Origin of the sequence: Leptotrichia sp. OH3620_COT-345 (genome assembly GCF_003932895.1) — a bacterium.
Lineage (GTDB): Bacteria > Fusobacteriota > Fusobacteriia > Fusobacteriales > Leptotrichiaceae > Pseudoleptotrichia.
Map to the genome: position 1 here is coordinate 174,664 of NZ_RQYW01000001.1, position 24,461 is coordinate 199,124.

Annotated in this window: 20 protein-coding genes; 1 reads left to right on the top strand and 19 read right to left on the bottom strand. The window is 31.5% G+C overall.

The window, feature by feature from the left end:
* Positions 1-19: 19 nt before the first annotated feature.
* From EII29_RS00765 to rapZ, 10 genes are all read right to left on the bottom strand, one after another.
* The gene (locus EII29_RS00765) at positions 20-1,195 is read right to left on the bottom strand and encodes a phosphopentomutase (protein WP_125235631.1); all 1,176 of its coding nucleotides are present in this window, start codon (positions 1,193-1,195) and stop codon (positions 20-22) included.
* 397 nt (positions 1,196-1,592) lie between these two features.
* Positions 1,593-2,258, bottom strand: a complete 666-nt coding sequence (gene deoC, locus EII29_RS00770) for a deoxyribose-phosphate aldolase (protein WP_125235632.1) — start codon at positions 2,256-2,258, stop codon at positions 1,593-1,595.
* 49 nt (positions 2,259-2,307) lie between these two features.
* A complete protein-coding gene (locus tag EII29_RS00775) occupies positions 2,308-3,612 on the bottom strand; it encodes a thymidine phosphorylase (protein ID WP_125235633.1) in 1,305 nt (434 codons plus the stop codon).
* A 95-nt stretch (positions 3,613-3,707) separates the two neighbouring features.
* Entirely contained in the window at positions 3,708-4,754 is a 1,047-nt protein-coding gene (locus EII29_RS00780; RefSeq protein WP_125235634.1) for a BMP family protein, read from the bottom strand.
* A 225-nt stretch (positions 4,755-4,979) separates the two neighbouring features.
* The gene (locus EII29_RS00785; protein ID WP_125235635.1) at positions 4,980-5,849 is read right to left on the bottom strand and encodes an ABC transporter permease; all 870 of its coding nucleotides are present in this window, start codon (positions 5,847-5,849) and stop codon (positions 4,980-4,982) included.
* The gene (locus tag EII29_RS00790; protein WP_125235636.1) at positions 5,849-6,913 is read right to left on the bottom strand and encodes an ABC transporter permease; all 1,065 of its coding nucleotides are present in this window, start codon (positions 6,911-6,913) and stop codon (positions 5,849-5,851) included. Before EII29_RS00790 ends, EII29_RS00785 begins: the two co-directional genes overlap by 1 nt.
* Positions 6,906-8,426, bottom strand: a complete 1,521-nt coding sequence (locus tag EII29_RS00795; RefSeq protein ID WP_125235637.1) for an ABC transporter ATP-binding protein — start codon at positions 8,424-8,426, stop codon at positions 6,906-6,908. The genes EII29_RS00790 and EII29_RS00795 overlap by 8 nt, the downstream gene beginning before the upstream one ends.
* Positions 8,427-8,487: 61 nt before the next feature.
* The gene (locus EII29_RS00800; RefSeq protein ID WP_125235638.1) at positions 8,488-9,507 is read right to left on the bottom strand and encodes a hypothetical protein; all 1,020 of its coding nucleotides are present in this window, start codon (positions 9,505-9,507) and stop codon (positions 8,488-8,490) included.
* A gap of 75 nt (positions 9,508-9,582) precedes the next feature.
* Positions 9,583-11,364, bottom strand: a complete 1,782-nt coding sequence (gene uvrC / locus EII29_RS00805; RefSeq protein ID WP_125235639.1) for an excinuclease ABC subunit UvrC — start codon at positions 11,362-11,364, stop codon at positions 9,583-9,585.
* Between the two features lie 29 nt (positions 11,365-11,393).
* Entirely contained in the window at positions 11,394-12,275 is an 882-nt protein-coding gene (rapZ, locus tag EII29_RS00810) for an RNase adapter RapZ (protein ID WP_125235640.1), read from the bottom strand.
* Positions 12,276-12,498: 223 nt separating this feature from the next.
* Between rapZ and EII29_RS00815 the strand changes: the two genes are divergently transcribed.
* Positions 12,499-13,011, top strand: a complete 513-nt coding sequence (locus EII29_RS00815) for a hypothetical protein (RefSeq protein WP_125235641.1) — start codon at positions 12,499-12,501, stop codon at positions 13,009-13,011.
* Between the two features lie 170 nt (positions 13,012-13,181).
* On the opposite strand, the gene EII29_RS00820 is transcribed toward EII29_RS00815, so the two are convergent.
* The 9 genes from EII29_RS00820 to EII29_RS00860 form a co-directional block, all read right to left on the bottom strand.
* Positions 13,182-14,408 (bottom strand): replication-associated recombination protein A, encoded by a 1,227-nt coding sequence (locus EII29_RS00820; protein WP_125235731.1) that lies wholly within the window; start codon positions 14,406-14,408, stop codon positions 13,182-13,184.
* Positions 14,409-14,628: 220 nt separating this feature from the next.
* Positions 14,629-15,312 (bottom strand): hypothetical protein, encoded by a 684-nt coding sequence (locus EII29_RS00825; protein WP_125235642.1) that lies wholly within the window; start codon positions 15,310-15,312, stop codon positions 14,629-14,631.
* Between the two features lie 130 nt (positions 15,313-15,442).
* The gene (locus EII29_RS00830; protein WP_125235643.1) at positions 15,443-16,423 is read right to left on the bottom strand and encodes an FAD-dependent oxidoreductase; all 981 of its coding nucleotides are present in this window, start codon (positions 16,421-16,423) and stop codon (positions 15,443-15,445) included.
* A gap of 238 nt (positions 16,424-16,661) precedes the next feature.
* Positions 16,662-18,449, bottom strand: a complete 1,788-nt coding sequence (locus tag EII29_RS00835; RefSeq protein WP_125235644.1) for an oligopeptide ABC transporter substrate-binding protein — start codon at positions 18,447-18,449, stop codon at positions 16,662-16,664.
* Positions 18,450-18,648: 199 nt separating this feature from the next.
* Complete coding sequence (locus tag EII29_RS00840; protein ID WP_125235645.1) at positions 18,649-20,436, bottom strand: oligopeptide ABC transporter substrate-binding protein; 1,788 nt, start codon at positions 20,434-20,436, stop codon at positions 18,649-18,651.
* Between the two features lie 48 nt (positions 20,437-20,484).
* Positions 20,485-21,387, bottom strand: a complete 903-nt coding sequence (locus tag EII29_RS00845) for an ABC transporter permease (protein WP_125235646.1) — start codon at positions 21,385-21,387, stop codon at positions 20,485-20,487.
* A 10-nt stretch (positions 21,388-21,397) separates the two neighbouring features.
* Positions 21,398-22,360, bottom strand: coding sequence for an oligopeptide ABC transporter permease (gene opp4B, locus EII29_RS00850; RefSeq protein ID WP_125235647.1), 963 nt, complete (start codon positions 22,358-22,360; stop codon positions 21,398-21,400).
* 3 nt (positions 22,361-22,363) lie between these two features.
* Positions 22,364-23,311 carry an ATP-binding cassette domain-containing protein gene (locus EII29_RS00855; RefSeq protein ID WP_125235648.1) on the bottom strand — a complete coding sequence of 316 codons (948 nt, stop codon included), beginning with the start codon at positions 23,309-23,311 and terminating at the stop codon, positions 22,364-22,366.
* A 1-nt stretch (position 23,312) separates the two neighbouring features.
* Positions 23,313-24,374 carry an ABC transporter ATP-binding protein gene (locus tag EII29_RS00860; RefSeq protein WP_125235649.1) on the bottom strand — a complete coding sequence of 354 codons (1,062 nt, stop codon included), beginning with the start codon at positions 24,372-24,374 and terminating at the stop codon, positions 23,313-23,315.
* Between the last annotated feature and the right edge of the window lie 87 nt (positions 24,375-24,461).

Sequence of the window (24,461 nt, forward strand, 5' to 3'; positions counted from 1 at the left end):
TGAAAAAACATAAAAATTTTTATAATATTTCTTTTGCAAAACTTCCTTCTTTTTCAGTGCCCAGTAAAATCTCTTCAATAGTAGCCGCTATATCTGCAAAAGTTTTTCTTATCCCAATATTTACATTTTTCTTGATTTTTTTCCCGTAAATGAGTATCGGTATGTATTCTCTCGTATGGTCCGTTCCCTTGTATGTAGGATCATTACCATGATCGGCAGTTATTATAAGTATTTCATCATCTTTCAAATTTTTCTGTATTTCAGGTAGCCATTCGTCAAATTCCTTTAAAGCATTTACATAGCCTTCAGGATTTCTCCTATGTCCATAGACAGCATCAAAATCTACAAGATTGGTAAATATAAGTCCTTTTGTATTTTCTTTCAATGCTGCAACAGTCTTTTTTATCCCGTCCAGATTATCCTGATTGGCTTTCCTGTTATCGGTAATTCCTTTTCCGTTGAACAAATCACTTGTCTTTCCTATTCCCACTACATCAAATCCTGCCTTTTTAATTCTTTCCAACATTGATTCTTTGGGAGGATCTATGGAAAAGTCGTGTCTATTGGCAGTTCGTTGAAATTCTCCTACTTTTTTCCCGATATATGGTCTCGCAATTACCCTTGAAACAGGAGATTTTTCATTACATATTTCAAGAGCTATTTCACATGCCTTATACAGCTCATCCAAAGGTATTACATCTTCATTCGCTGCAATCTGGAACACAGGATCGGCTGAACCGTACACTATCCATTTTCCTGTTTTTATCTGCTCCTCACCATATTCATCAATAGCTGCAGTTCCGGACATAGGTTTGTTCAGCATAACTTTTCTTCCAGTTTTTTCTTCAAATTCTTTTATCACTTCATCCGAAAAACCGTTAGCATAACTTGGAAACGGTCTTTCTAAAGGTACTCCTGCTATTTCCCAGTGTCCGGTTGTGGAATCTTTTCCCATAGAAACTTCAGCGGCTTTTCCGTATGCGCCTTCAGCATTTTCAACAGGAGATGTTCCAAGTATTTCAGTTATATTTCCAAGTCCAAGTCTTCCCATATTAGGCAAACTCATACCTCCTGTAGCTTTTGCCATATTTCCTAATGTATTTGAACCTACATCGTCAAAATCCTTTGCATCGGGAAGTTCTCCCGCTCCTACACTGTCCAGAACTATTAATGTTACTCTACTTATATCTTTCATTTTTATCTTCCCTTCTGTTTCCTTTACTAATACTAAATTCTTTTACTCAATTTTTCTTATTCTACTTAGTTTCCTAATAAAAATTCATACTCTTTAATAATTTTTCCATTTTCAAATTCAAATATATCATAGGATATTCTTCAATATTATTCTCCAAAAGTGTAACTATTTCGAAAGAAATTTTACTTCCGACAATGTTTTCGAGAGTAAACGTATTCTCGGAATTTTTTTAACTTTCCTGTATAACATTCATATAATTTTAATTCCTTTGATTTTTTGACTTGCTTCCCATGAATTTCCCATTCTATACTATCATCAACATGTTTTTTGTATGCTTTCTAGTATCTTTTATTTTCAGATGAAAAAAATATTAACAATGTTTCTTTATTACTCATTTCTAATATTTTCCTTCTTCAATTTCCATTCCTTTTATTATTTCTATTCCTGAGCTTGTTCCTAATCTCGTAGCTCCTAATTCTATATATTTTAGAGCAGTTTTCATATCTTTCACTCCTCCGCTTGCTTTTACCTGTGCTTTATCACCTACCACGGATTTCATAAGTTCCACATCTTCAAAAGTTGCTCCTCCCGTTCCAAAACCTGTCGAAGTTTTTACAAAGTCCGCTTTGGCATTTAAAGACAATTCACATGCTTTCCTTTTTTCATCATCAGTCAGATAACACGTTTCTATTATAACTTTTAAAATATTTTCTCCTATCGCCTGCTTTATTTCTTTTATTTCCTGTTCTACATAATCATATTCTCGGTCTTTCAGTGCCCCTACATTTATGACCATGTCTATTTCAGAAGCTCCGTCTTCTATGGCTTTCTTAGCTTCAAATACCTTTGCCTCTTTAGACATTGCTCCTAAAGGAAAACCTACAACTGCCGCAACTTTTACATCACTGTCTTTTACCTGCTCATAAGCATATTTTACATTTGCTCCATTTACACAAACGGAATAAAATCTATACTCTTTTGCTTCATCACATAATTTTTTTATTTCATTTTTCTGAACTGCAGCTTTTAATGTAGTATGATCTATGTATTTATTTATTTCCATTACAATATCTTTCCTTTCTTTAATTTTTTTTATATTCAACTATCATTGATCATTCTATAATCTCTAAAATAGCTTTTTGTTTATTAACTTTATCATTTTTTATAGTATATGCCTGTAAAATCATATTTTTTGACGTTTCAACATTTTTACCGTCGTTATAATATATCTCAGCTATTTTTTCTCCTGTTGAAATCTTATCTCCTACTTTTTTAAATATTTTTATTCCTACAGCATGATCTATTATATCGTCTTTAGTAGCTCTTCCCGCTCCTATTATCATAGCTGCTTTCCCAATTTCTTCAGTTTTTATTTTTGAAATATATCCCTCTTTTTTAGAAAATACTTCAAGTACTGATTTTGACTGAGGAAGCAGATTATAATTATTAATAAGGTTACCATCTCCCCCGCTTTCACTTATAAATTCCGAAAGTTTCTGAAGTGCGGAACGGTCATTTATCACTTTATCTATTTTTTCCTTCCCATCCGGCAATTCTTCTATTTCACCTTTTGCTTTTAATGCAAGAGAAGCTATAGTATAAACCACTTCTTTTAAATCTTCAGGACCTTTTCCTTTGAGCATTTCGATAGACTCTATTATTTCATTGGCATTTCCTATAGAATATCCTAAAGGTTCGTCCATGTTACTTAAAACTACCTTCACTTTTTTTCCGACACCTTTTCCTATTTCTATCATTCTTTCCGCCAACTCTTTCGCATGCTCCTTATCTTTCATAAAAGCACCGTCCCCCACTTTCACATCCAGTATTATGACATCTGACTGTATTGCCAACTTCTTACTCATAATACTGCTTGCAATCAAAGGAATACTCGGTACAGTTCCTGTAACATCCCTTAAAGAATACAGTTTTTTGTCAAGAGGGACAATTCTGTCACTGTATCCCATAAGCCCTATTCCTGTTTTATTCGCTATGGAAACTAATTCATCTCTCGTATTTGAAAAGCTAAATCCTTTTATAGATTCAAATTTATCTATTGTCCCTCCTGTATGTCCAAGTCCTTTTCCAGAAAGTTTTGTAGTCCCCATACCTAATGCTGCCAAAATAGGAGCAAGTACTATAGTAACTTTATCTCCAACCCCTCCTGTACTGTGTTTATCTACTAAAAACCTTCTTACATCATCAAAGGATATTGTGTCTCCTGAATTTTTCATTGTCATGGTAAATTCAAGTAATTCATTTGCTGTCATATCATTAAAGTATGTTGCCATTAAAAATGATGACATCTGATAATCAGGCATATTTCCATTTAAATATTCACTCAGGAGAAATGAAATTTCTTCTTTTGAAAGTTCTTTTCCGTCTCTCTTTTTCTCTATTAAGTCTACTACTCTCATTTTTAACTTCTCCTTTTTTAAAGTTGTCTTTTAGTCAAAAAAGCAGGATGCTAAATCCTGCTTTCATTTCTGTTCAAGACTTTTAAGATAATTAACTATAAAGTAGGTTTAACTACTATTTTGCCATCTTTTATATCTTGTTTTATCTGTTCAAGTTTCTTAATGTTTTCTTCTCCAATTTTATCTCTTGTAAATTCAAACTCGGTAGTTCCAACATATCCTTCTTTTACTCCAAATTCCTGATGTTGAAGAGGGAACTTTCCTTCAAGAGTATCTTTAACAAGATTAAACGTTGCAACATCTACATATTTCATCATAGATGTCAGAATTGTTCCCGGGAATAATCCGTCTTGATTGGAATCAACACCTATTGCATATACATTTTTGGCTTTTGCACCTTCAAATACTCCTGCTCCGCTTCCTCCTGCTGCATGGTATACAACATCCGCTTTTTGTTGAATCAAAGTTTCCGTTTTAGTTTTTGCAGAGGCAGGATCATTAAATGCACTGTTTCCTCCTATGTAAACTGACAAAACTTTTATATCCGGATTTATATATTTTGCTCCCTGTTCAAATCCAGATTGAAATCTTTTAATTAAAGGAAGCTCTAATCCTCCTACAAATCCTACCGTTCCGGTTTTACTCATCATTGCCGCCAAAGCTCCTACAAGGAATGAACCTTCATATTCTTTAAACATTACTGAAGCTACATTGGAAGTATCATTAGTATTTTCATCAATTATTGCAAATTTCTGATCAGGATATGCATTTGCCGCTGCTAATATAGAATCTTTCATTGTAAATCCTACTCCGATAATAAGGTCAAATTCACCTGTTTCAGCAAATCTTTCCAAAGCATCTTTCGATTCCGCACCCGGATCTTTAGGCTCATATTCCTTGAATGTAATCCCTAATTCTTTTTGTGCTTTTTCGACTCCTCTGAAAACAGCGTCATTAAACGACTTGTCTCCTTTTCCTCCTGTTGAATAAACCACAGCAACACTTTTCTTAACATCAGTTTTTTCGACCGTTGTTTTCATATCATCTTTTTTCTGCTCTCCCTCTGCCGGCTTTGAACCACCACAAGCTACAAATAAAAACAACGCAGCTATAATACTGAAAGCTGTTACAATTTTTTTCATCTTAAAATCCTCCTGTTTTTTATGTATATCTATAATAAATTATACCTTATTTTTTTATTTTTTCAAATATTATTTATTATATTTTTATTTTTTAAAAAATTTTTAAATACTTCTTTTGATTTTTATTTTAAATATATAAGTTGGAATAATTTCTGATAAATTTATTTGCTATTTTGTAAGAATATTCTAAAATCTTAATTGCTTTTTTAATCAGAAATTAAAAGATTACTTTTCATAAGGTTGTCCCGACGCTTTTGGAGCCCTTGATTTTCCTACAAAACCTACTAATGCAAGCAATGTCAATATATAAGGTATCATTGTAAGAAACTGTTGAGGTATAGGCAATCTCACTGTTTTTGCATAATCGGAAAAAGCCTGTCCGAAGCCGAATAATAAACTTGCCAGTATGGCTCCCAAAGGATTCCATTTTCCGAAAATCATGGCAGCCATCGCCATAAATCCTCTTCCGGCGGACATATTACTTGAAAAGGATCTGAGTACTACTGCTGTCAAATATGCTCCTCCAAATCCTGCAAACATTCCTGAAAGGATGACTCCCAGATATCTTATTTTATACACACTTATTCCCACAGTATCTGCTGCCAAGGGATGTTCTCCAACAGCTCTGATCCTAAGACCCGTTACAGTATTAAAAAGGAAAAAGTGCGCTCCTATGGCAATTCCGTACATTAAAACTAATATAATCCTGTAATCTGCAAGTTTATCAGCTGAAGGAGTAGTTCCTGCCACTCCATATATAGTTTTTATTAAAAATGATGTTGCAGCTATTGAAAACAGGTTTATTGCTACACCGCTTATTATCTGGTTACCTTTCAAGTTTATACTGATTACTGCATGAATAAGTGAAATAAGTCCTCCTGTAATTATTCCTGCCAATATCCCCAAATAAGGATTACCTGTAGCAAGATTTACAACTGTTGTGGCAAACGCTCCACTCAGCATTATTCCTTCAAGTCCTATATTTACTACACCGCTACGTTCTCCTATACATGCTCCCACAGCAGTAATCATTATAGGTGCTGATATTGTTATAGTCTGTTCAATTAAAGGTCCTATAATTCCAAATATATTCATTATTTCTCCTTTCTCTTCAGTGTAAAGAATTTGAATAAGTTTTCCGATGCTACAAAAATTATTATTAATGCTTGAATAATAAGGACTATTTCTTTATCTACCTGATATTTCAACTGTAGAGCCTGTCCACCTACATCAAGTGCAGCATAGAAAATTCCGGCTATTAATATTCCGAAAGGACTGTTTTTACCGAGTAGTGCCACTGCAAGTCCTGTAAACCCTGCATCTCCCATAATTACTTCAGTATATGCATACTGTGCAGAACCTCCCAAAACTCTTTCCGCTCCTCCAAGACCTGCACAAATTCCTGCCAGTCCCATTGCGAGAAACATTATTTTTTTCGGATTTATTCCTGAATTTTCAGCAACAGTTTCGCTTAATCCCACTGCTTTTATTTCATATCCCTTTTTAAAATATTTGAAGAAAAAGTAAATTCCTATAACAAGAAGTATCACTATTACAAAACCTAAATTCAAATTCTGTTTCGTAATTTTTGCAAATATAAGAGGTAATCTTGCTCCTTCAAAAACTTTAGGTGACTGTGTACTTCCTGATGCAGGATCTTTCAATATTCCATTTAATAAATAATTCTGAAATTCTATGATGATATAATTAAGCATTATTGTACTTATTACTTCATTTACCCCAAACCTGGACTTCAAAAATCCTGCAATTCCTGCCCATAAAAATCCTGCTGCCATAGCAATAATTAAAACTATAAATACATTTCCTAAAATATAATTCCTAAATGTAATTGCCCAAAATGTAGCTGCCAATCCTCCTGCTATCATTTGACCCTGAGCTCCTATATTGAATAATCCTGCTTTAAATGCCACCATTGCCGCAAGTGCGGAAAATATAAGCGGTGTTGCAGTAAACAATGTTTTTGCCAATCCACTTAAAAACGGTGCTCTGGGAGATGCCTGATAAAATGCGGCTTTTGCCATATCCGAATAAGCAAATAAAGGATTTACTCCTTTTGATATCATTATTATTCCACCAATAGTCAAAGCAATAAGAACCGCTATTATTGACGGCAAAAATTCTTTTAACTTCTTAGTCATTTAATTTTCCTCCTGCCATTAGTATACCTAGTTTTTCCATTGTTGCATCTTTTCTATCTAGCATTCCGACAATTCTGCCTGAGTACATCACGGCTATTCTGTCACTAAGTGCCATTATTTCCGATAGTTCTGCCGAAACTAGCATTATCGCTTTTTTCTTTGTTTTTTCATTTAAAATTGTATTATGTATCATTTCAATAGCTCCTATATCAACTCCCCTTGTAGGTTGAGCAGCTATTATAAATTTATTTTCTTTTTCCAGTTCCCTTGCAACAACCACTTTCTGCTGATTTCCTCCTGATAATCCCCCAAATCTGATTTTTCCGTCTAATGGTCTTATATCGTATTTTTCCATATTTTTTTTCGTTTTATTTTCTATTTCTGAAAAATCCAGTAACATTCCTTTTTGATATGTGTCCTGTAATCCTAAAACCATATTTTCCTCGATTGTAAAATCATTGATAGTTGCTCTTTTATGTCTATCTTCAGGTATGTGGGAAAGTCCTTTTTCTTTTATTATTTTAGGAGTTTTATTTTCAAGGTTCTCATTGGAAATTGTATATGTTCCGCTTTCAATTTTTTTAAGTCCCGCCAGTGCTTCAATGAGCTCTGTCTGACCGTTTCCTTCAACTCCCGCAACTCCCAGCACTTCACCTTCTCTTATTTCAAAGGATATTCCTTTTACTCTGTCCACTTTATTTTCACCTTTAACCACCATATTTTCCACTTTTACTATCGGATCACCTAATTTTACATCAGGCCTTTTTACTTCAAAAAGTACCACTCTTCCCACCATCATATTTGCGATTTTTTCCTTTGTCGCTTCGGAAGTTTTCAGATTTCCTACATCTTTTCCTTTTCTTATAACTGTTATATTATCTGATAAATCAAGAACCTCCTGTAATTTGTGAGTTATAAATATTATCGTTTTCCCTTCTTTTACAAGATTTCTCATAATACCGTAGAGTTCCACGACTTCTTGAGGAGTCAGCACTGCACTTGGTTCATCAAATATAAGAAGCTCTGCACCCTTAAACAATATTTTCAGTATTTCAATCCTTTGATGTATACCGACAGATAAATCGGATACTTTCGCATCAGGATCAATGTTCAGTCCATATCTTTCGGATACTTCCCTTACCTGCTTTCGTGCAGTATTCAAATCAAAAAATGTTCCTGCGATTTTTGGTTCAAAGCCCAATACCATATTTTCAGCAACAGTCAGAGTTTCTACTAACATAAAATGCTGATAAACCATTCCTATACCCAGATTTGCAGCTACAGAAGGGCTTGCTATATCGGTTTTCTTTCCTTTATAGTATATTTCTCCCGATGTAGGTGAATAAAGGCCGTTAAGTATTTTCATAAGAGTAGATTTTCCGGCTCCGTTTTCTCCTACTATTGCATGAATTTCACCTTTTTTTATTTTTAGAGTGATATCATCATTAGCGACTATTTTCCCGCCTAAAAATTCTTTTCTCATGTTCTTCATTTCTAAAATATAGTCACTCATATTTCCTCCTACTTTAAATTTAAAAACTATATGTAAAATATTTTTTAGCTTTATCTCTTCTTTAGTTAAAAAAATCTGAAATATAATAATTTGAGCTTGTTTTCAGTAATTTTAAAACATTTATTTTTTCAAGTATTACATCTATTTTGAAATCATTATAATAATATCGCGAATTTTTTCCGTTTATAAAAACAACTGTATTATTTTCATTATAAGTATAACCGTGAAATCTGTTATTTTCAAGAAGTAGAATTTCTCTTTTCAATTTTAAATTATTTTTTGCGAGTTCTTCAATTATTTCTACAGGAAAATCCGTTAAATAAAGATTATTTTTTATCTTAGGCAATAATGCTTGATCTTCAATTTTTTCAGAAATTACAATATCCTTATCAAATCTGTATACAGAATCATCTTGAAACTTTTTAAAGTCAATATTATTATAACTTTCTTTTACAAAATATTCAAATTTTGAACTTTCAAAATTTTTAACAATTTTTTTTCTTTTTTCTTTCAATTCTGAAATCAAAAATTCTTTATCCAACTCCGAATATACATTGCCCGGATTAAAATTTTTTTTATCTAATAACTCATAAAGTACGTAAATCTGTCTGTTCAGATATTCCTGATCTGTCCCCGCATACTGGCTGACATTCAAATTCTTTGAAAGAACTGATAATTCCTGTATACCGTAACTGTCAAGAGAAGAAGCCGGCAGTTCCAGTATTTTTTCTTCTTCACTCATTTCATCCGTTTTTATTTTTTGCATGTCATCATAAAAACGTTTTTCAAGAAGTAATGAATATTTTTTATTTTTATTAACATTTTCAAGAACTTCATTAAATTCATTGTAAAATTTGTTTTTCCCGAATATATCATTAGGATAGTTTATTTCAAACAGTTTTATTTGATATCTTCCCGGAATAACTTTTCTCATTTCTTCTTTTCCGTTTATTATAACTTTTATTTTTTTAAATCTGGGTATTTCTTCTCCTTTTAACTTTATTTCCGATTTTATTTTATCAAAAATACCGAAACTGAGCATACTTATGCTTACCATTAAAATTATTCCTATTTTTTTCAAAATTTTCTCCCTTTTTCAAAATATTTTTATAATTTTTCGGATAATATATGTTCCATTATTTTTATAAACTTTCTTCTATAAATTTTCTTTTATGGAAAATGCAACTTTTTCGGGAACTATTTCAATCAATTCTTCTATTGTGGCATTTCTTATATTTTCTATTGTTCCGAATTTACGTATAAGCTCTTTTTTCCTTTTTGGTCCTATTCCTTCTATATCATCTAAAGCACTCTTTATATTTCTTTTACTTCTTAATTTTCTATGATACGTTATTCCAAATCTGTGGGCTTCATCTCTCAATCTTTGTAAAATTTTAAGAGTCTCATCATTTCTTTGAAAAATATAAGGAGTTTTTTCGTAACTTTTAAAAATTTCTTCTTCTCTTTTAGCTATACTTATTATATCAGTATATTCCATTTTATCCATCTTTTCAAGAACATCCACTGCTACTCCAAGTTGACCTTTTCCTCCGTCAATAAGAATTAAATCAGGAAAATTTTCAGGGGACAACTTTGAATATCTCCTTGTCAGGGCTTCCCTCATCATTAAAAAGTCATCAGGAGTGTCTTTTACAGTTATTTTAAAATGTCTGTATTCTTTTGGTTCAGGTTCACCATTTATTGCCACAGTCATTGCTGCAACGGCGTCCTTTCCCTGAATATTTGAAATATCGAAACATTCAATTCTAAATGGCTGCTCTTTTAATTGTAACTCGATTTTTAATTTTTGCAACCCTTCCTGAATAATTTTTTTTTGCCTGAAATGTTTTTCAACTTCTTCATTTAAGTTTAAATATCCCATTTCCAAAAGCTTCTGACGTCTATTGTTGACTTTAGGAAAATGTAATTTAATTTCTTTTTTTCTTTCAATTTTAGCCCATTCCTTTATAAGACTTTCATTTTCAATATATTTCACATCACATATTATATTTTTCGGTATGTTCCTTTTTTCATAATATAGAGTAATAAGCCTTTCAAACAGACTGTCTTCCTGACTTCTTTCAAGAGAAATCTTTATATGGCTTTTATTTATCACTTTTCCTTCTCTTATATTCAATACACATAAAAATACAGTTTCTCCCACTTCCTCAAATACAAATACATCTTCATCTATTTCTTTACTATATTCTATAATCTGAGTTTGTAACATTCTTTTTAATGCTGTTATTTTTTCCCTTTCGGCAATAGCCCTTTCAAATTCCATATTTTCACTGAAATCTCTCATTTTTTTCTCAAGGTTATTGAGAAGTTGATTTTGATGACCCTTTAAAAAGTTTTTAAAATTTTCTATATCTTCATTATATTCTTTTTCAATATTTTTGTACAGACAAGGAGCGGTACAGGTATTCATATAATATTTAAGACAAGGCTTTGTAACCTTTTCCATATTTCTGTTACAATCTCTTATCGGAAATATTTTAAGTAGAGATTTGACTGCAAAAAATATCCCCATAGGATAAGGACCGAAATAATCAGCTTTCTCCTCTAATCTCTTTGTACTTCTCACAATTTCTATTTTAGGAAATTTTTCCCTTGTAAATTTTATATAAGGATATGTTTTTTCATCTTTTAGTAAAATATTATATTTAGGTCTATTTTTTTTAATAAGATTATTTTCAAGAATTAGAGCTTCTACTTCAGTTTTACATATAAAAAACTCTATATCTGCTATATTTTTTACAAGTTCAGAAGTTTTCACATTATGGGAACTTATATTTTTAAAATATGAAGAAACTCTGTTTTTCAGATTTTTAGCTTTTCCTACATATATAATTTTCCCTTTTTCATTTTTCATAAGATAAACACCGGGATTTTCCGGTATATTTTTATATTCCACAGGTGATTTTATTTTATCCATTTTTACCCTCTTGCAAATTTAGGAAAAATTTATTCAATTTCAAGTTTTTCTCCAATTTCTCTATGAAATTTCGTAATTTTATAATCAAATTTTTCCGACAAATCCTCATAAAGTTTATTTACAAATGTTGCCGAACGATGCTGTCCTCCTGAACAGCCTATTCCTATTCTCAAATGTGATTTTCCGTCTTTTTCATATTTAGGAATTAAATAATAAAGCATATCACACAGCATTTTATAAAATTCTTTGCTCTCTTCCAACCCCATTACATATTGGTTTACATCTTTATGGTTTCCTGTTTTTTTCTTTAAACTTTCTATGTAGTATGGATTAGGCAAGAATCTCAAATCAAACATCAAATGCATGTCTAATGGTATACCGTACTTATATCCGAAAGATGTCAAATTAATGCTTAATTTCGTCATTTTCCCTAAAAATTCTTTTTTTAGGATTTCCTGAAATTCTTTCACTGTCGTTTTAGTCGTGTCTATAACTATATCCGCCTTCAGCATAAAATTTTTAATGATCTTTCTTTCCTCTTCTATATTTTCCAGTAAAGTATCATGCAGATTCAGAGGGTGTTTTCTTCTTGAAAGCTCATATCTGCTTAAAAGAACATCAGTTCTTGCATCAAGATAAATCACGGTATAATTTATCTTTAAATCATCCAAAAGTTTCATCTGCTTGGAAAACTGATTTATAAATTCCTGATTTCTAATATCAATTGCTACTGCAACTTTATCTCTTTTTTCACTGCTAATAAATATTTCGTTCAGATACTGAAATAAGCTTATAGGAAAATTATCAATACAAAAATAACCCCTATCTTCGAAAAAATCCATTGCTTCAGATTTACCTGCACCGCTCATTCCTGTTATAATGACAAGCTCCTTTTTTTCTCTTTCTTCCATAAACTACCCCTTTCAGTATTCAATAAATAAATTATAATAAATTTTTATTTTTAATGATATTTTTTCTTTAACTTTTTTATTATAACATAATTTTTCCATTTCTTACAAAAAAATATTACAAAAATATTCTTTAAGTAAACCGCTATTTTTATATATTTTCTAAGAACATTAAAAGTTTTTAATGTTAATATTAGCTATAATATTAAATTACAAGAGGTGAATTATGAAAAATTTTTTTAAATTGATATTTTTTTTGATTATTTTTACAATAATAGGAAGCGGAGTATACATTTATTCGCAAAATCAAGTAAAAATACCCGATACAATGGTTCAAACCGCAGTAAATTCAAAATTTCCTTTGGAAAAATCTTATCCCTTAGGAAAAATAAAACTTTATAATCCTAAAACATATTTTGAAAATGATAAATTAATAATAGAAACAGAATATCTGAATGATGCTCTTAATGATAAAATTAGCGGAACTATGACATTTGAAACTGATTTGAAATACGATCTTATAGATGCAAAACTTTATCTTAATAATTTTAAACTTATAAAGCTAACAAAAGAAAGAAAAAATATTGACATCGGTACAAAACCTATTATAAGAACTGCTTTAAACTTTTCTTTCAGTCAGTTGGAAAAAAAAGAACTTATAAATTTAAAACAAATTGAAAAATTTCAAATGATAAAGGATATTAAAATAGAAAATAATAAAGTAGTTGTGATAAAATAAAAAAATTTTCTTTGTGAGGGTCTATCATTGCCCTCATATTTTTACTATAGAATGCAAAGTTTTTATTATTTCAAAAATATGTATCATACTTAAATATATCCAAGCTTTTTTAAAAAAAATTTGGATATATTTAAGATTTTTTGAAAAAGTTTAAAAATAGGCTCTATACTCTATTTTTCTCTCCACAGTTTCTCCATTCTTTCATTTGCAGCATTTTCAAATTTATTATCTCCATGCTCATAAAACTTATTTTTTTTTATCATATAATCTTGCTTTACAAAATTTCCTTCATAGTTGTGAGGATATTTATAATCTTTAGCTCCTAATTTTGTGAGATATTTTGGAATTTCTTGAATTTCCTGATTTTCAATGTGATTCATAGCATTGTCTATTGCCATATAAGCTGAATTGCTTTTAGGAGACAATGCAAGATAAATCGCCACTTCTGATAATATTATTCTCGCTTCGGGCATACCTATCTCTTTTGTTGCCTGCATTCCTGCCACTGCTATAGGTAATGCTTGCGGATTTGCAAGTCCTATATCCTCAGATGAAAGGATTACAAGACGTCTTGCCAGATACATAGGATCCTCCCCACCTGAAAGCATTTTTGCAATCCAGTAAACGGCAGAATCGGGATCACTTCCTCTTATACTTTTTATCATTGCTGAAATTGTATCATATTTATCTTCAGTCTTATGATAAGATTTCTTCGTATTTAATATTTCCTTAACTTCTTCTATGGTAAATTTCACTCCTACATTTGATAAAAGTTCCAGTATATTTATACCCTGTCTTGCATCACCTTCAGTTATTCCTGCAATGTATTTAAGAATTTCCTGAGAAAAATTAAAATTTTCCTTTTCATTTATATTTTTCAAAATAAAAAGCATATCCTCTTTACTTAATTTTTTAAATTCAAACGCAAGACATCTTGATAATAAAGCATTATTTAAACTGTAATAAGGATTTTCAGTAGTAGCTCCTATTAATATGATATTTCCATTTTCTAAATCTTGAAGTAACGAATCCTGCTGAAGTTTATTAAATCTGTGGATTTCATCAAAGAATAGAAGTGTCTGCCTTCCTTCAATGTTAAATATCCTTTTAGCTCTCACTGATAATTCCTTAATATCCGAAACCGAAGACTTTATTGCATTAAGATATTCATAATTATAGTTCATTTTATTTGCTACAATTTCGGCAAGTGTAGTTTTTCCCGTTCCAGATGCTCCCCAGAATATCGAATTCATAAAAGTTCCTTTTTCAATTATTTTCTTTAAAATCCCTTCTTCTCCCACCAATCTCTTCTGTCCGTAAAAATCTTCCAATTTTTTTGGTCTGTACCTAAATGCAAGAGGTTTCTTATCTTCATGCAAATTTTCAAATAAATTCATTTTATAATTTCCTCCCGTATTTATTTTTTCTTGAGTCATATAAACACCTTCCTTTCATTAATACAACTCTATTATAACGGAAGGTATTTTTGTTGCAAACTTACATCTCCGCACCCGCATAGCGGGTGGTTTTATGTTTCACACGCTTTGCGTACTCAACTGATTTAAGTCAACAAATATTAAAATGCTCTCAAAAGAGAGCAATTTAAATATTTATAATTTATTCAATTCTTTTTAAATTATCATTGTCATTTCGATTTTTATAATTTTCATTTTCTATTCTTATATATTTTACATTCAGATAAACAATAATCATTATTGTATTTGAAAATATAACAGATATTCCTATTAAAATACATATAATAATTAATTTAATTTCAGGTAGAACAGGAAGAAAATCCAAAATAACGGAACAGACATAAGAAATAACAATTAAAATTATTATCGGAAAATACATTCTGTTTCTGTTTCCCGAAGTTATTCTCAAATTATAGTTATATAGCTCATTTAAAGTCTTTTTTTCAATGACATATGAAATTATAAAATAAGGAGACATAAAAAAAACAATCAAAAATCCAATTCCTGTCATGGGTATACTGAATATTGCAACTAATATAATAAGTTTTATTAAATTGTTATCTATTTCCTGAACGGGATCAATCAAAAATGCAATTTTTCTCATTAACAAAAGAGAAAAAATACTTCCGATTGCACTTGTTAGTAAACCTAACGGTAGATTAGGCATCAGCATGTTAAAAGCTGCACTAACAAAATAAAGCATAGTGACTCCTATTACCGTTACCGTTTCTTTCTTCAATATCTTTTTAAATACTTCAAAAGCTTGACTGAAATATTCACTTGTCTCTAAATAACCCTCTGATAACTCTTTCTTCAATTCTTCCATATGTTTTTCTCCTTTCAAAACTTTCATTATTATATTAATAATACTCTATTAATATATAAAATGCAAGTCGATTTTGATAAAAATAATTTCCATATGAAAAATTGTTTAAAAGTTTATATCTTTTAATAAACTAATATTCTTTAATTATATATTCAAATGCTCCCAATGCAGCTTTTGCTCCTTCTCCTACAGCCACAACAATCTGTTTCTGTTTGACTTCGGTAACGTCTCCTGCTGCAAAAATCCCTTTTTTATTTGTCATATTGTATTCATTAATAAGAATTTCTCCGATTTTATTTGTTTCTACTAAATCTTTAACTAATCCACTTTTTGGAGCAAGCCCTATTTCTATAAATACACCATCTATTTTTAAGTTATGTTCTTCATTTGTTTTTCTATCAAGATATTTCAAATTTTCTGCAAATTGTGTTCCTGTAACTTCAGTAGTAGCCGCATTTGTAATAATTTTTACATTTTCTCTTTCTGCAAGCTTATCCTGTAACACTTTATCCGCTTTCAATTCAGGCATGTATTCTATCAAAGTAATATTTTTAGCTATTCCTGCCAAATCAAGGGCAGCTTCCACTCCTGAATTTCCTCCGCCTATAACCGCTACATCAAGATTTTTGTAAAAAGGACCGTCACATGTAGAACAATAGTGTACTCCTTTCCCTGTATACTCAGCTTCTCCGGGAATATTCAGATTTTTCCATTCTGCACCTGTTGCTATTATTACAGTTTTTGTCTTATAGTTTTTCCCGTCATCGGTTATTACTACTTTATCTTTTCCATCTTCTTTTATTTCTTTTACAAGATGTCCTTCTTTAAAAGCTATTTCATATTCCTTCATATGTTTTTCAAGAGATTCGGCAAATTTTGCCCCTGTAGTTTTTGGAGTTCCTATTATATTTTCAATTTCATTTGTATCTAATACCTGTCCTCCTATTTTAAGTCCTATTATACCTACAGTAAGTCCCTTTCTCACTGCATATATTGCTGCTGAAACTGCTGCCGGACCTGTCCCCACTACAATAACATCATATAATTCATTTTCATCTATTTTTCTTAATTTTCCTTCATCCAATGTCCCTAAATTTAAACTGAAATCCATTTTTCCTCCTAATAATATTTTATAATAATCCATTTAATCTTGTAATCATTACAATATGATTTATTGTATTACAAAATGCTTTCTTTGTCAATAATAATATTTTGTTCTATTATAACTTATTATAGTTTTTTCCATAATTTTTTAAAAAATTGATAAAATTTTGAAAATTAATCAAACAAAATTATTTTTACAAAAAAATATCGATAATAAAAATTTTATTACCGATATTTTTAATTTTTTATTTACTTGCTTTTATAGGCTCTTTTGCCGTTAATTCCACAAGGTGCATTCTCCAAACACCTTTATCGTATGTAGTATTATAGTTTTTTACTCTCTTGTTCACAGGAAATAACTCGTATCTGTAAGTTAAAGGTATTTCAACGGCCTGCTCAAGAAAATACTCTTGCCACTTTTTGTATGCTTCAGCTTTATATCCCGGAACTTTTAAAGCTTTTTCTCCTGCTGTTTCCGCCATAAGTCTGTCATTTTCTTCGGATACGAAACGTGTATAGTTAAACTTGGCAGAACGCCCTTTTGTTCCGTAAGGATTTAGGTTTGTCCCTACTCCCCATGCTGCAAAGAATACATCTATTTCTTTATCATCTGCTTCAACTTTATCATAAAAACTGTTAAATTCTATCAATCTTCCTGTAGTCAGTACGCCTTTTATTCCTACTTCTTTCCATTTCTGTATATAAAATTGTACTAACGGTTCAGCTATATCTCCTCCTGCCATTGAAGCAATTCTTACTTCAAAAGGTTTTCCATTTTTATCTTCTCTGAAGCCGTCACCATTCACATCTTTATATCCTGCTTCATCTAACAGTTTTTTAGCTTTTTCGAGATCATAAGGATATCCTGCAATTCCTTCAGGATAATATTTTTTAAATACAGGAGGAACAGCGGATGTGGCTCTTTCTCTTAATCCATGATAAAATGCCTTTGCCATTTCATCTATATCAAGTGCATAAGCAAGTGCCTGTCTTAATTTCACATCTCCCATTTTTGCACTAGGATCTGTTACATTTTCCTTTTTTTCTTTATTATAATATCCTAATTTAAATCCCATATATGAATAATAAAGCTCCTGTCTTCCTAAGATTGTTATATTGTCCAAATCTTTGAAAGTATTGTATAAATCTCCCGGGATCTGTAATGCCAAGTCATACTCTCCCGCTCTTAATGCAGCACTTATTGTCTTTGAATTTACTACCTGTATAGTTACTCTTTCCGTCTTAGCTTTTCCTTTATAATAATAAGGATTTGCTTTTAATTCAATACTTTCTCCCTGTACTACTTTAACAGGAATATATGGCCCTAATGTTACTATGTTATTTCTTATTTTTTCCGAAGAAATCATATCCTTTACGGGAACATCTTTCAAATGATGTTTAGGAAGAGCGTACCCCACTAAACCGTTTCCTATTGTATAAATTCCCTGTCCCATTTCGGTAAAGCTCATTTCTATTGTTTTATCATCTATTTTCTTTATTCCGGAAATTGTTTCGGATTTTCCGTTATGATAGTCTTCTATTCCTACTATTTTTTTTCTTTCATCATTATATCTAACACCCGTGTAGTCTTTGTGTCCTATTATCTCATAAGCATAAATCAAATCATCTGCAACTAACGGTTGACCGTCACTCCATTTTATACCGTCTTTTATTTTTATTACTGCTTTTTTATTATCCGCATCTACAGTTAAAGTAACTGCTCCTGTATCCGTTACTTCAAAATTATTGTCAGTATCAAATATATCCGAACCCACAAAATAATCCAAAATTTCTCCGTCATAAGCGTCTTGATAAAATGCCTCATTCAATACTCCTTTAATTGGAGAATCTGTTACCAATGCTACTTTTAATGTAGCACCTTCTACCGCTTTTGCATCATTTACAGTTTCTCTCGGAAATTTGGAGGCATCCACCCCTTCAACTCCCTTGCTTTTTCTTTCTCCCGGTCCACATGCTGTCAGTAACATCATGATAGATAAAATAAAACCTAAAACTATACTCTTTTTTTTCATGCCTTCTTTCCTCCTAAAATTTTATTTTTTAAATAATTAATAAAATTAGATCCATTCTTAAAATTTATTTTTTTAATCTTTTATATATCTTATATTATATACTATATATAAATAAAGTCAATATTTTTTATGCCGGCAACTATATATTTTATTTTTGCCGGCATAAATTATTTATATTATTCTTTTTTATTTTTTATTTCTACTTAGAAGCTTTTAAAGGTTCTTTTTCAGTAAGTTCGACTCGATGTATGCTGTTTTTATCTCTATCATAAGAAACATTAAAATTCTTTACTCTTTTATTTACAGGAACTAATTCATATCTGTAAGTCAGGGGAACTTCCACTGCTTGATCCATATAATATTCCTGCCATTTTTTGTATGCTTCCGCTTTATATCCTTCCACTGACAGTGATTTTTCTCCTACTATTTCATTCATCAATCTATCATTTTCTTCAGATGCAAATCTTGGTCTGTTAAAAGGAGATTTTCTTCCTGAAAATTCAATAGGATTCAAGTTTGTACCCACTCCCCACGCTGCAAAGTAAATATCTATATCTTTATCATCAGCATCAACCTTCTGATAAAAATTATTGAATTCTATAAGTCTTCCTGTTGTTAGTACCGCCTTTATACCTATTTCTTTCCAATTCTGTATATAAAACTGAGATAACGGTTCTGCTATGTCCCCTCCTGCCATTGCCGCTATTCTTACTTCAAACGGCTTTCCGTTTTTATCTTCTCTGTATCCGTCACCGTCCACATCTTTATATCCTGCTTCATCTAACAGCTGCTTTGCTTTTTCAGGATTATAAGGATATCCTTCAAGTCCTTCAGGAAAGTATTTCTTAAATACCGGAGGTACTGATGATGTTGCTCTTTCTCTTAATCCATGATAAAATGTCAACATTTTATCTACATTCAATCCATACGCAAGTGCTTTTCTTAATCTCACATCACTCATTTTTGCATTAGGATCTACTATATTTTCTCCCTTTTCCTTATCAAAACGCCCTACTTTAAAGCCCATATATGAGTAGTATAATTCCTGTCTTCCAAGCACTTCTAAATTGTTTAAATCTTTGAAAGTATTATATAAATTTCCCGGTATTAAATATGCTATATCATATTCTCCTGCTTTCAGTGCAGCGACTGCTGTCTGGGAATTTACTATTTGTATAGTTACTCTGTCGATTTTAGCTTTCCCTTTAAAGTAATGAGGATTCGCTTTCAATTCTATACTTTCTCCCTGTACTGATTTTACCGGATAGTAGGGACCTATCGCTATTATCTTATCTCTTATTTTTTCCGACGATACTAACTCCTTTATCGGAACATCTCCTAAATAATGCTTAGGTAAAGCTTGTCCTATAAGTCCGTTTCCTAAAGTATAAATATTTTGACCTATTTCAGTAAATGTTATTTCCACTGTCTTATCATCTATTTTCTTTATTCCTGAAATAGTATCCGCCTTTCCTGCATGATATTCTTTCATTCCTATTATTTTTTCATTTTCATCATCATATCTTATTCCTTCGTAATCCTTACTTCCTATAACTTCATAAGCATATATTACATCTTCGGCAACCATAGGCTGACCGTCACTCCATTTTACATTATCTTTTATTTTTATTATTGCTTTTTTATTCGGTATATCTACCGTCAATGTAGCTGCTCCGGTATCAGTAACTTCAAAATTTTCATCAGTATCAAAAATTTGTTCTGAAGTAAAAATATCAGATATTACTGCATCATATGCATCATTGGAATATAGACTTGTAAAAATTCCCACTAATGGTGAATCTTTTACTATCGCCACTTTTAAAGTTGCTCCTTCTACTGCTTTTCCGTCATTTTTCACAGCAGCAGGAAATTTTGAAGTATCAACTTTTTCTCCGCCTCCTTCACTTTTCTTTTTTCCCGGCCCGCACGAAACTGCCAATAGCACAATTGAAATTACAAATAACAACAAAAGATTTTTTCGTTTCATTTTGAATTTCTCCTTTTCTATATTATTTATTTGAATCCTTTTTATAAACTATCCTAATCTCTGTCTTGCATCTGCGGCTCTTTTCAGTGCTTGACCTACATAATTTATTGATAACATCATAATAAGAATAAGCAAAGAAGCAGGGAGCCATATCCATAACTTAGATGACAGCACTTCAGGATCTGTGGCATAACCTACCAATGTACCGAGACTCGGTGTGGATGGAGGGAATCCGAACCCTAAAAATGTCAACCCTGTTTCTATTCCTATATTTCCTGCCAGATTTAATGTAGAGTTTACTATAATTATAGAACTTATGTTGGGAAGAATTTCTCTGAATAATATTTTAAAATCACTCGTTCCCATTGTTTTTGAAGCCAGTACATATTCTCTACGACTTTCAGTTAAAACTTTACTTCTTATAAGCCTTGTTATTCCTGTCCAATAAAATATACTCATTATAAAAATAAATGTATAAAGATTGTATTTCGGAACAATTGTTACAAACACTATTATAAGCATAAGTGTAGGAAGAACCGTTATAAAGTCCACTATTCTCATTATTATATTATCTATTGTTCCACCGTAATATCCTGTTATAAGTCCTACTACAATTCCTATCATTGATGTAAAAAATGTTACTGCAAATCCTACTACAATGGAATTTCTTGCACCTATAACAAGTTGCCCGAGAATACTACGTCCTCCTGCGTCCGCACCTAACCAAAATCCTTCTCCCGGAGCAGCATACTTATCAAGGAGTGAAACTTCCATTATTTTTTCCTTATCTAATAACGCCGCACTGACAAACACCGTAATAAATAATATTGCCAATATTCCCAGTGATATCATTGCAAGTTTATCTTTTTTTATTTCTCTTACGATGACACTGAACCCTGTAGGTTTTTCACTCATCTGTATATTATTATCTTTTTTATTTTTATTTTTCATTACATATCACCTACTCTATCCTTATTCTCGGATCAACTATACTTAAAATAATATCTGAAAGTAAACTTCCCAGTAATGTTAAAAATCCGTATAACAGTATAAGTGAAGTTACCACACTGTAATCTCTCGTAGATATGGAACTTATAAAGAGATTTCCCATTCCCGGATAGCTGTATATCTGTTCGATAAATATTGAACCTCCGAGTAATCCTGTTATAGTATATCCAAAAAAGGCCGCTATAGGTAATATTGAATTTCTAAATATATGTTTTGAGTATACTTTTTTTTCAGGAACTCCTTTACTTCTTGCAGTTTTTACATAGTCAAGCGATTTTGCATCTATTACTTCGTTTCTCAAATATTGTATCGTACCTGTAGTTGCAAGTAGGGCATAAGTCATTGCAGGCAAAATTATGTGATGTATTTTGTCAATAAAATATTTAAATGTTCCGGGATCAAGACCTATTGTCACTGATCCTGTTTTCGGAAACCAGCCGAGTGTATATCCAAAAAACCATAGCATTATTAAAGATAATACATATGTAGGAACAGCATAACTTACATAATTATAAAAAGTAACCACTCTGTCAAGGGCGGAATTTTGATATCTTCCTGCAAGTACTCCTAAAGGAACCGCTATAGAATACATAAGTATAACACTTACAAGTGAAAGTATGAATGTATTGTTTGCTCTCTGACCGATTAAAGTTTTTACAGGTATTTTATAAGCATAACTCATTCCGAAATTTCCCTGAAAAGCATTCTTCATCCATCTTATATATTGAATATGCCACGGATCATAAAGTCCGGCTTTTCTTCTCAATTCCTCTATGGCTGCCGGATCTGTTTGGGGAGTTATCAATCCTGTAAAAGGATCTCCCGGCATTAATTTTGCCAGAATGAAGATTATTATACTCAATATAAACAGTTGGGGCAGCATTATTAAAACTCTTCTCAATACCGTTTTCCACATTTTTTAATCTCCTCCTTTAACTTCATGTGCCAATGCTGCATAATGAGTATCGCTTAATTTTTTCAAATCATAAACTTTTCCGTTTTCATTATAATATTCCAACTCATTTTCCTTATATTCCTTTTCAACAGCAATTCTGTTTTCCTTATTTTTAACCCTATGATCTGGATTTACTTCAGGAATAGCCGCAATCAGTCTTTTTGTATATATATGTTTAGGATTACCGTATATATCCTCTTTCGTTCCTTTCTCTACAAAACGTCCTCTGTACATTATCGCCATATAGTCACACATATGTTTCACCACACCTAAATCATGGGATATGAACAGATAGCTTAATCCGAACTGCTTCTGTATTTCTTTCATATAATTCAGAACTTGTGCTTGAACCGACAAGTCCAGTGCTGAAACAGGTTCATCAGCTATTATGAGTTTAGGTTTTGTCGCTACTGCTCTGGCAACTCCCAATCTCTGCCTCTGTCCTCCCGAAAATTCATGGGGATATTTATATAATGCGTCATCACTCATTCCGACAATTTCCAATAACTCGGAAACTTTTCTCTTTTCTTCTTCCAAAGTGAGATTTTCAAAGTTTCTTAAAGGTTCTGCAATAATATCGATTACACGTTTTTTAGGATTTAAACTTGACATTGAATCCTGAAAAATCATTTGTAAATTTCTATTATAATCGGATTTTCTATTCCTGAATTTTTTATCAATTTCTTTTCCTTCGTATATGATTGTTCCTTCTTTTATTTTTTCAAGCCCTATAATAGCTTTTCCTATTGTTGATTTTCCTGATCCCGATTCTCCCACAAGACCGTAAGTTTTTCCTCTTTCAATGGATATATCTATACCGTCTACAGCATAGACATAATCCATTATTTTATTAAAAAATCCTCCGCGAATGGGATAATGAACCTTTAATCCCTTTACATCCAGAAAGCTCATTTTAACTTCCCTCCGTTTCAGAATAGTTTATTTTGTTTTCTTCATATTTATATTCATTATTTAATTTTTTTTCAGAATTAAAATAAAAATTTTTCCAGCAGCTGCATCTTACAAAATGGCCCGCTGACACTTCATGCAACTCAGGATGCTCCTCATGTTCACTTTCGGCAATCCAAGGTATTCTTGGAGCAAATCTGCATCCTGTTCTTTTAAGCTTTATTAATGACGGTACCACTCCTTGTATTACATGAAGTTCTTCAGCCTGATGTTCCAATTGCGGTATGGAATTTAAAAGTGACCTAGTATAAGGATGTCTGGGATTATTAAAAAGCTCATTTACAGGTGCTATTTCCACAATCTCACCTGCATACATCACTGCTACCCTATCTGCCATTTCGGCTACAACTCCCAAATCATGAGTAATTAAAATAATACCTGCATGAATTTCATTTTGCAGTGATTTCAGTAAATCAAGTATCTGTGCCTGTATTGTGACATCAAGAGCTGTAGTAGGTTCATCCGCTATTATAATAGGTGGTTTACAGGAAAGTGCAATAGCTATCATTACACGCTGTCTCATTCCTCCTGAAAGCTCGTGAGGAAACTGCCTGGCAACCCTTTTATAATTAGGAATACCCACCTGCTGTAGTAACTTATATACACGCTGTTTTCTCTCTTCTGAAGTCATTTCAGTATGGTAAATCAATCCTTCTTCGATTTGTTCTTCCACTCTCATAAGAGGATTTAAAGCTGACAAAGGATCCTGAAATATCATTCCTATTTCATTTCCTCTTATTTCATTATATCCGCTCTCGTTCAGTGTTAATAAATTTTTTCCGTTATAAATAATTTCTCCTTCAATTTTAGTATTTAAAGGATTATGTAACCCCATAACGGAAGTGGCAAGGGTACTTTTCCCACAGCCTGATTCTCCAACTATTGCAAGTATCTCATTTTTTTTCAAATCAAGCGATACATTGTCAACTGCCGGATAGTAATCATCTTTAATACGGAAACTCGTATATAAGTTATTGATCTTCAATAAAACTTTATCTTCTTCCAATTCCTCTCTCCTTAAAATTTATTTAATTTCTTGCTTCTTATAATTAATAGTACCTTATATTCAAATATTTTTCAAATATTTTTTATA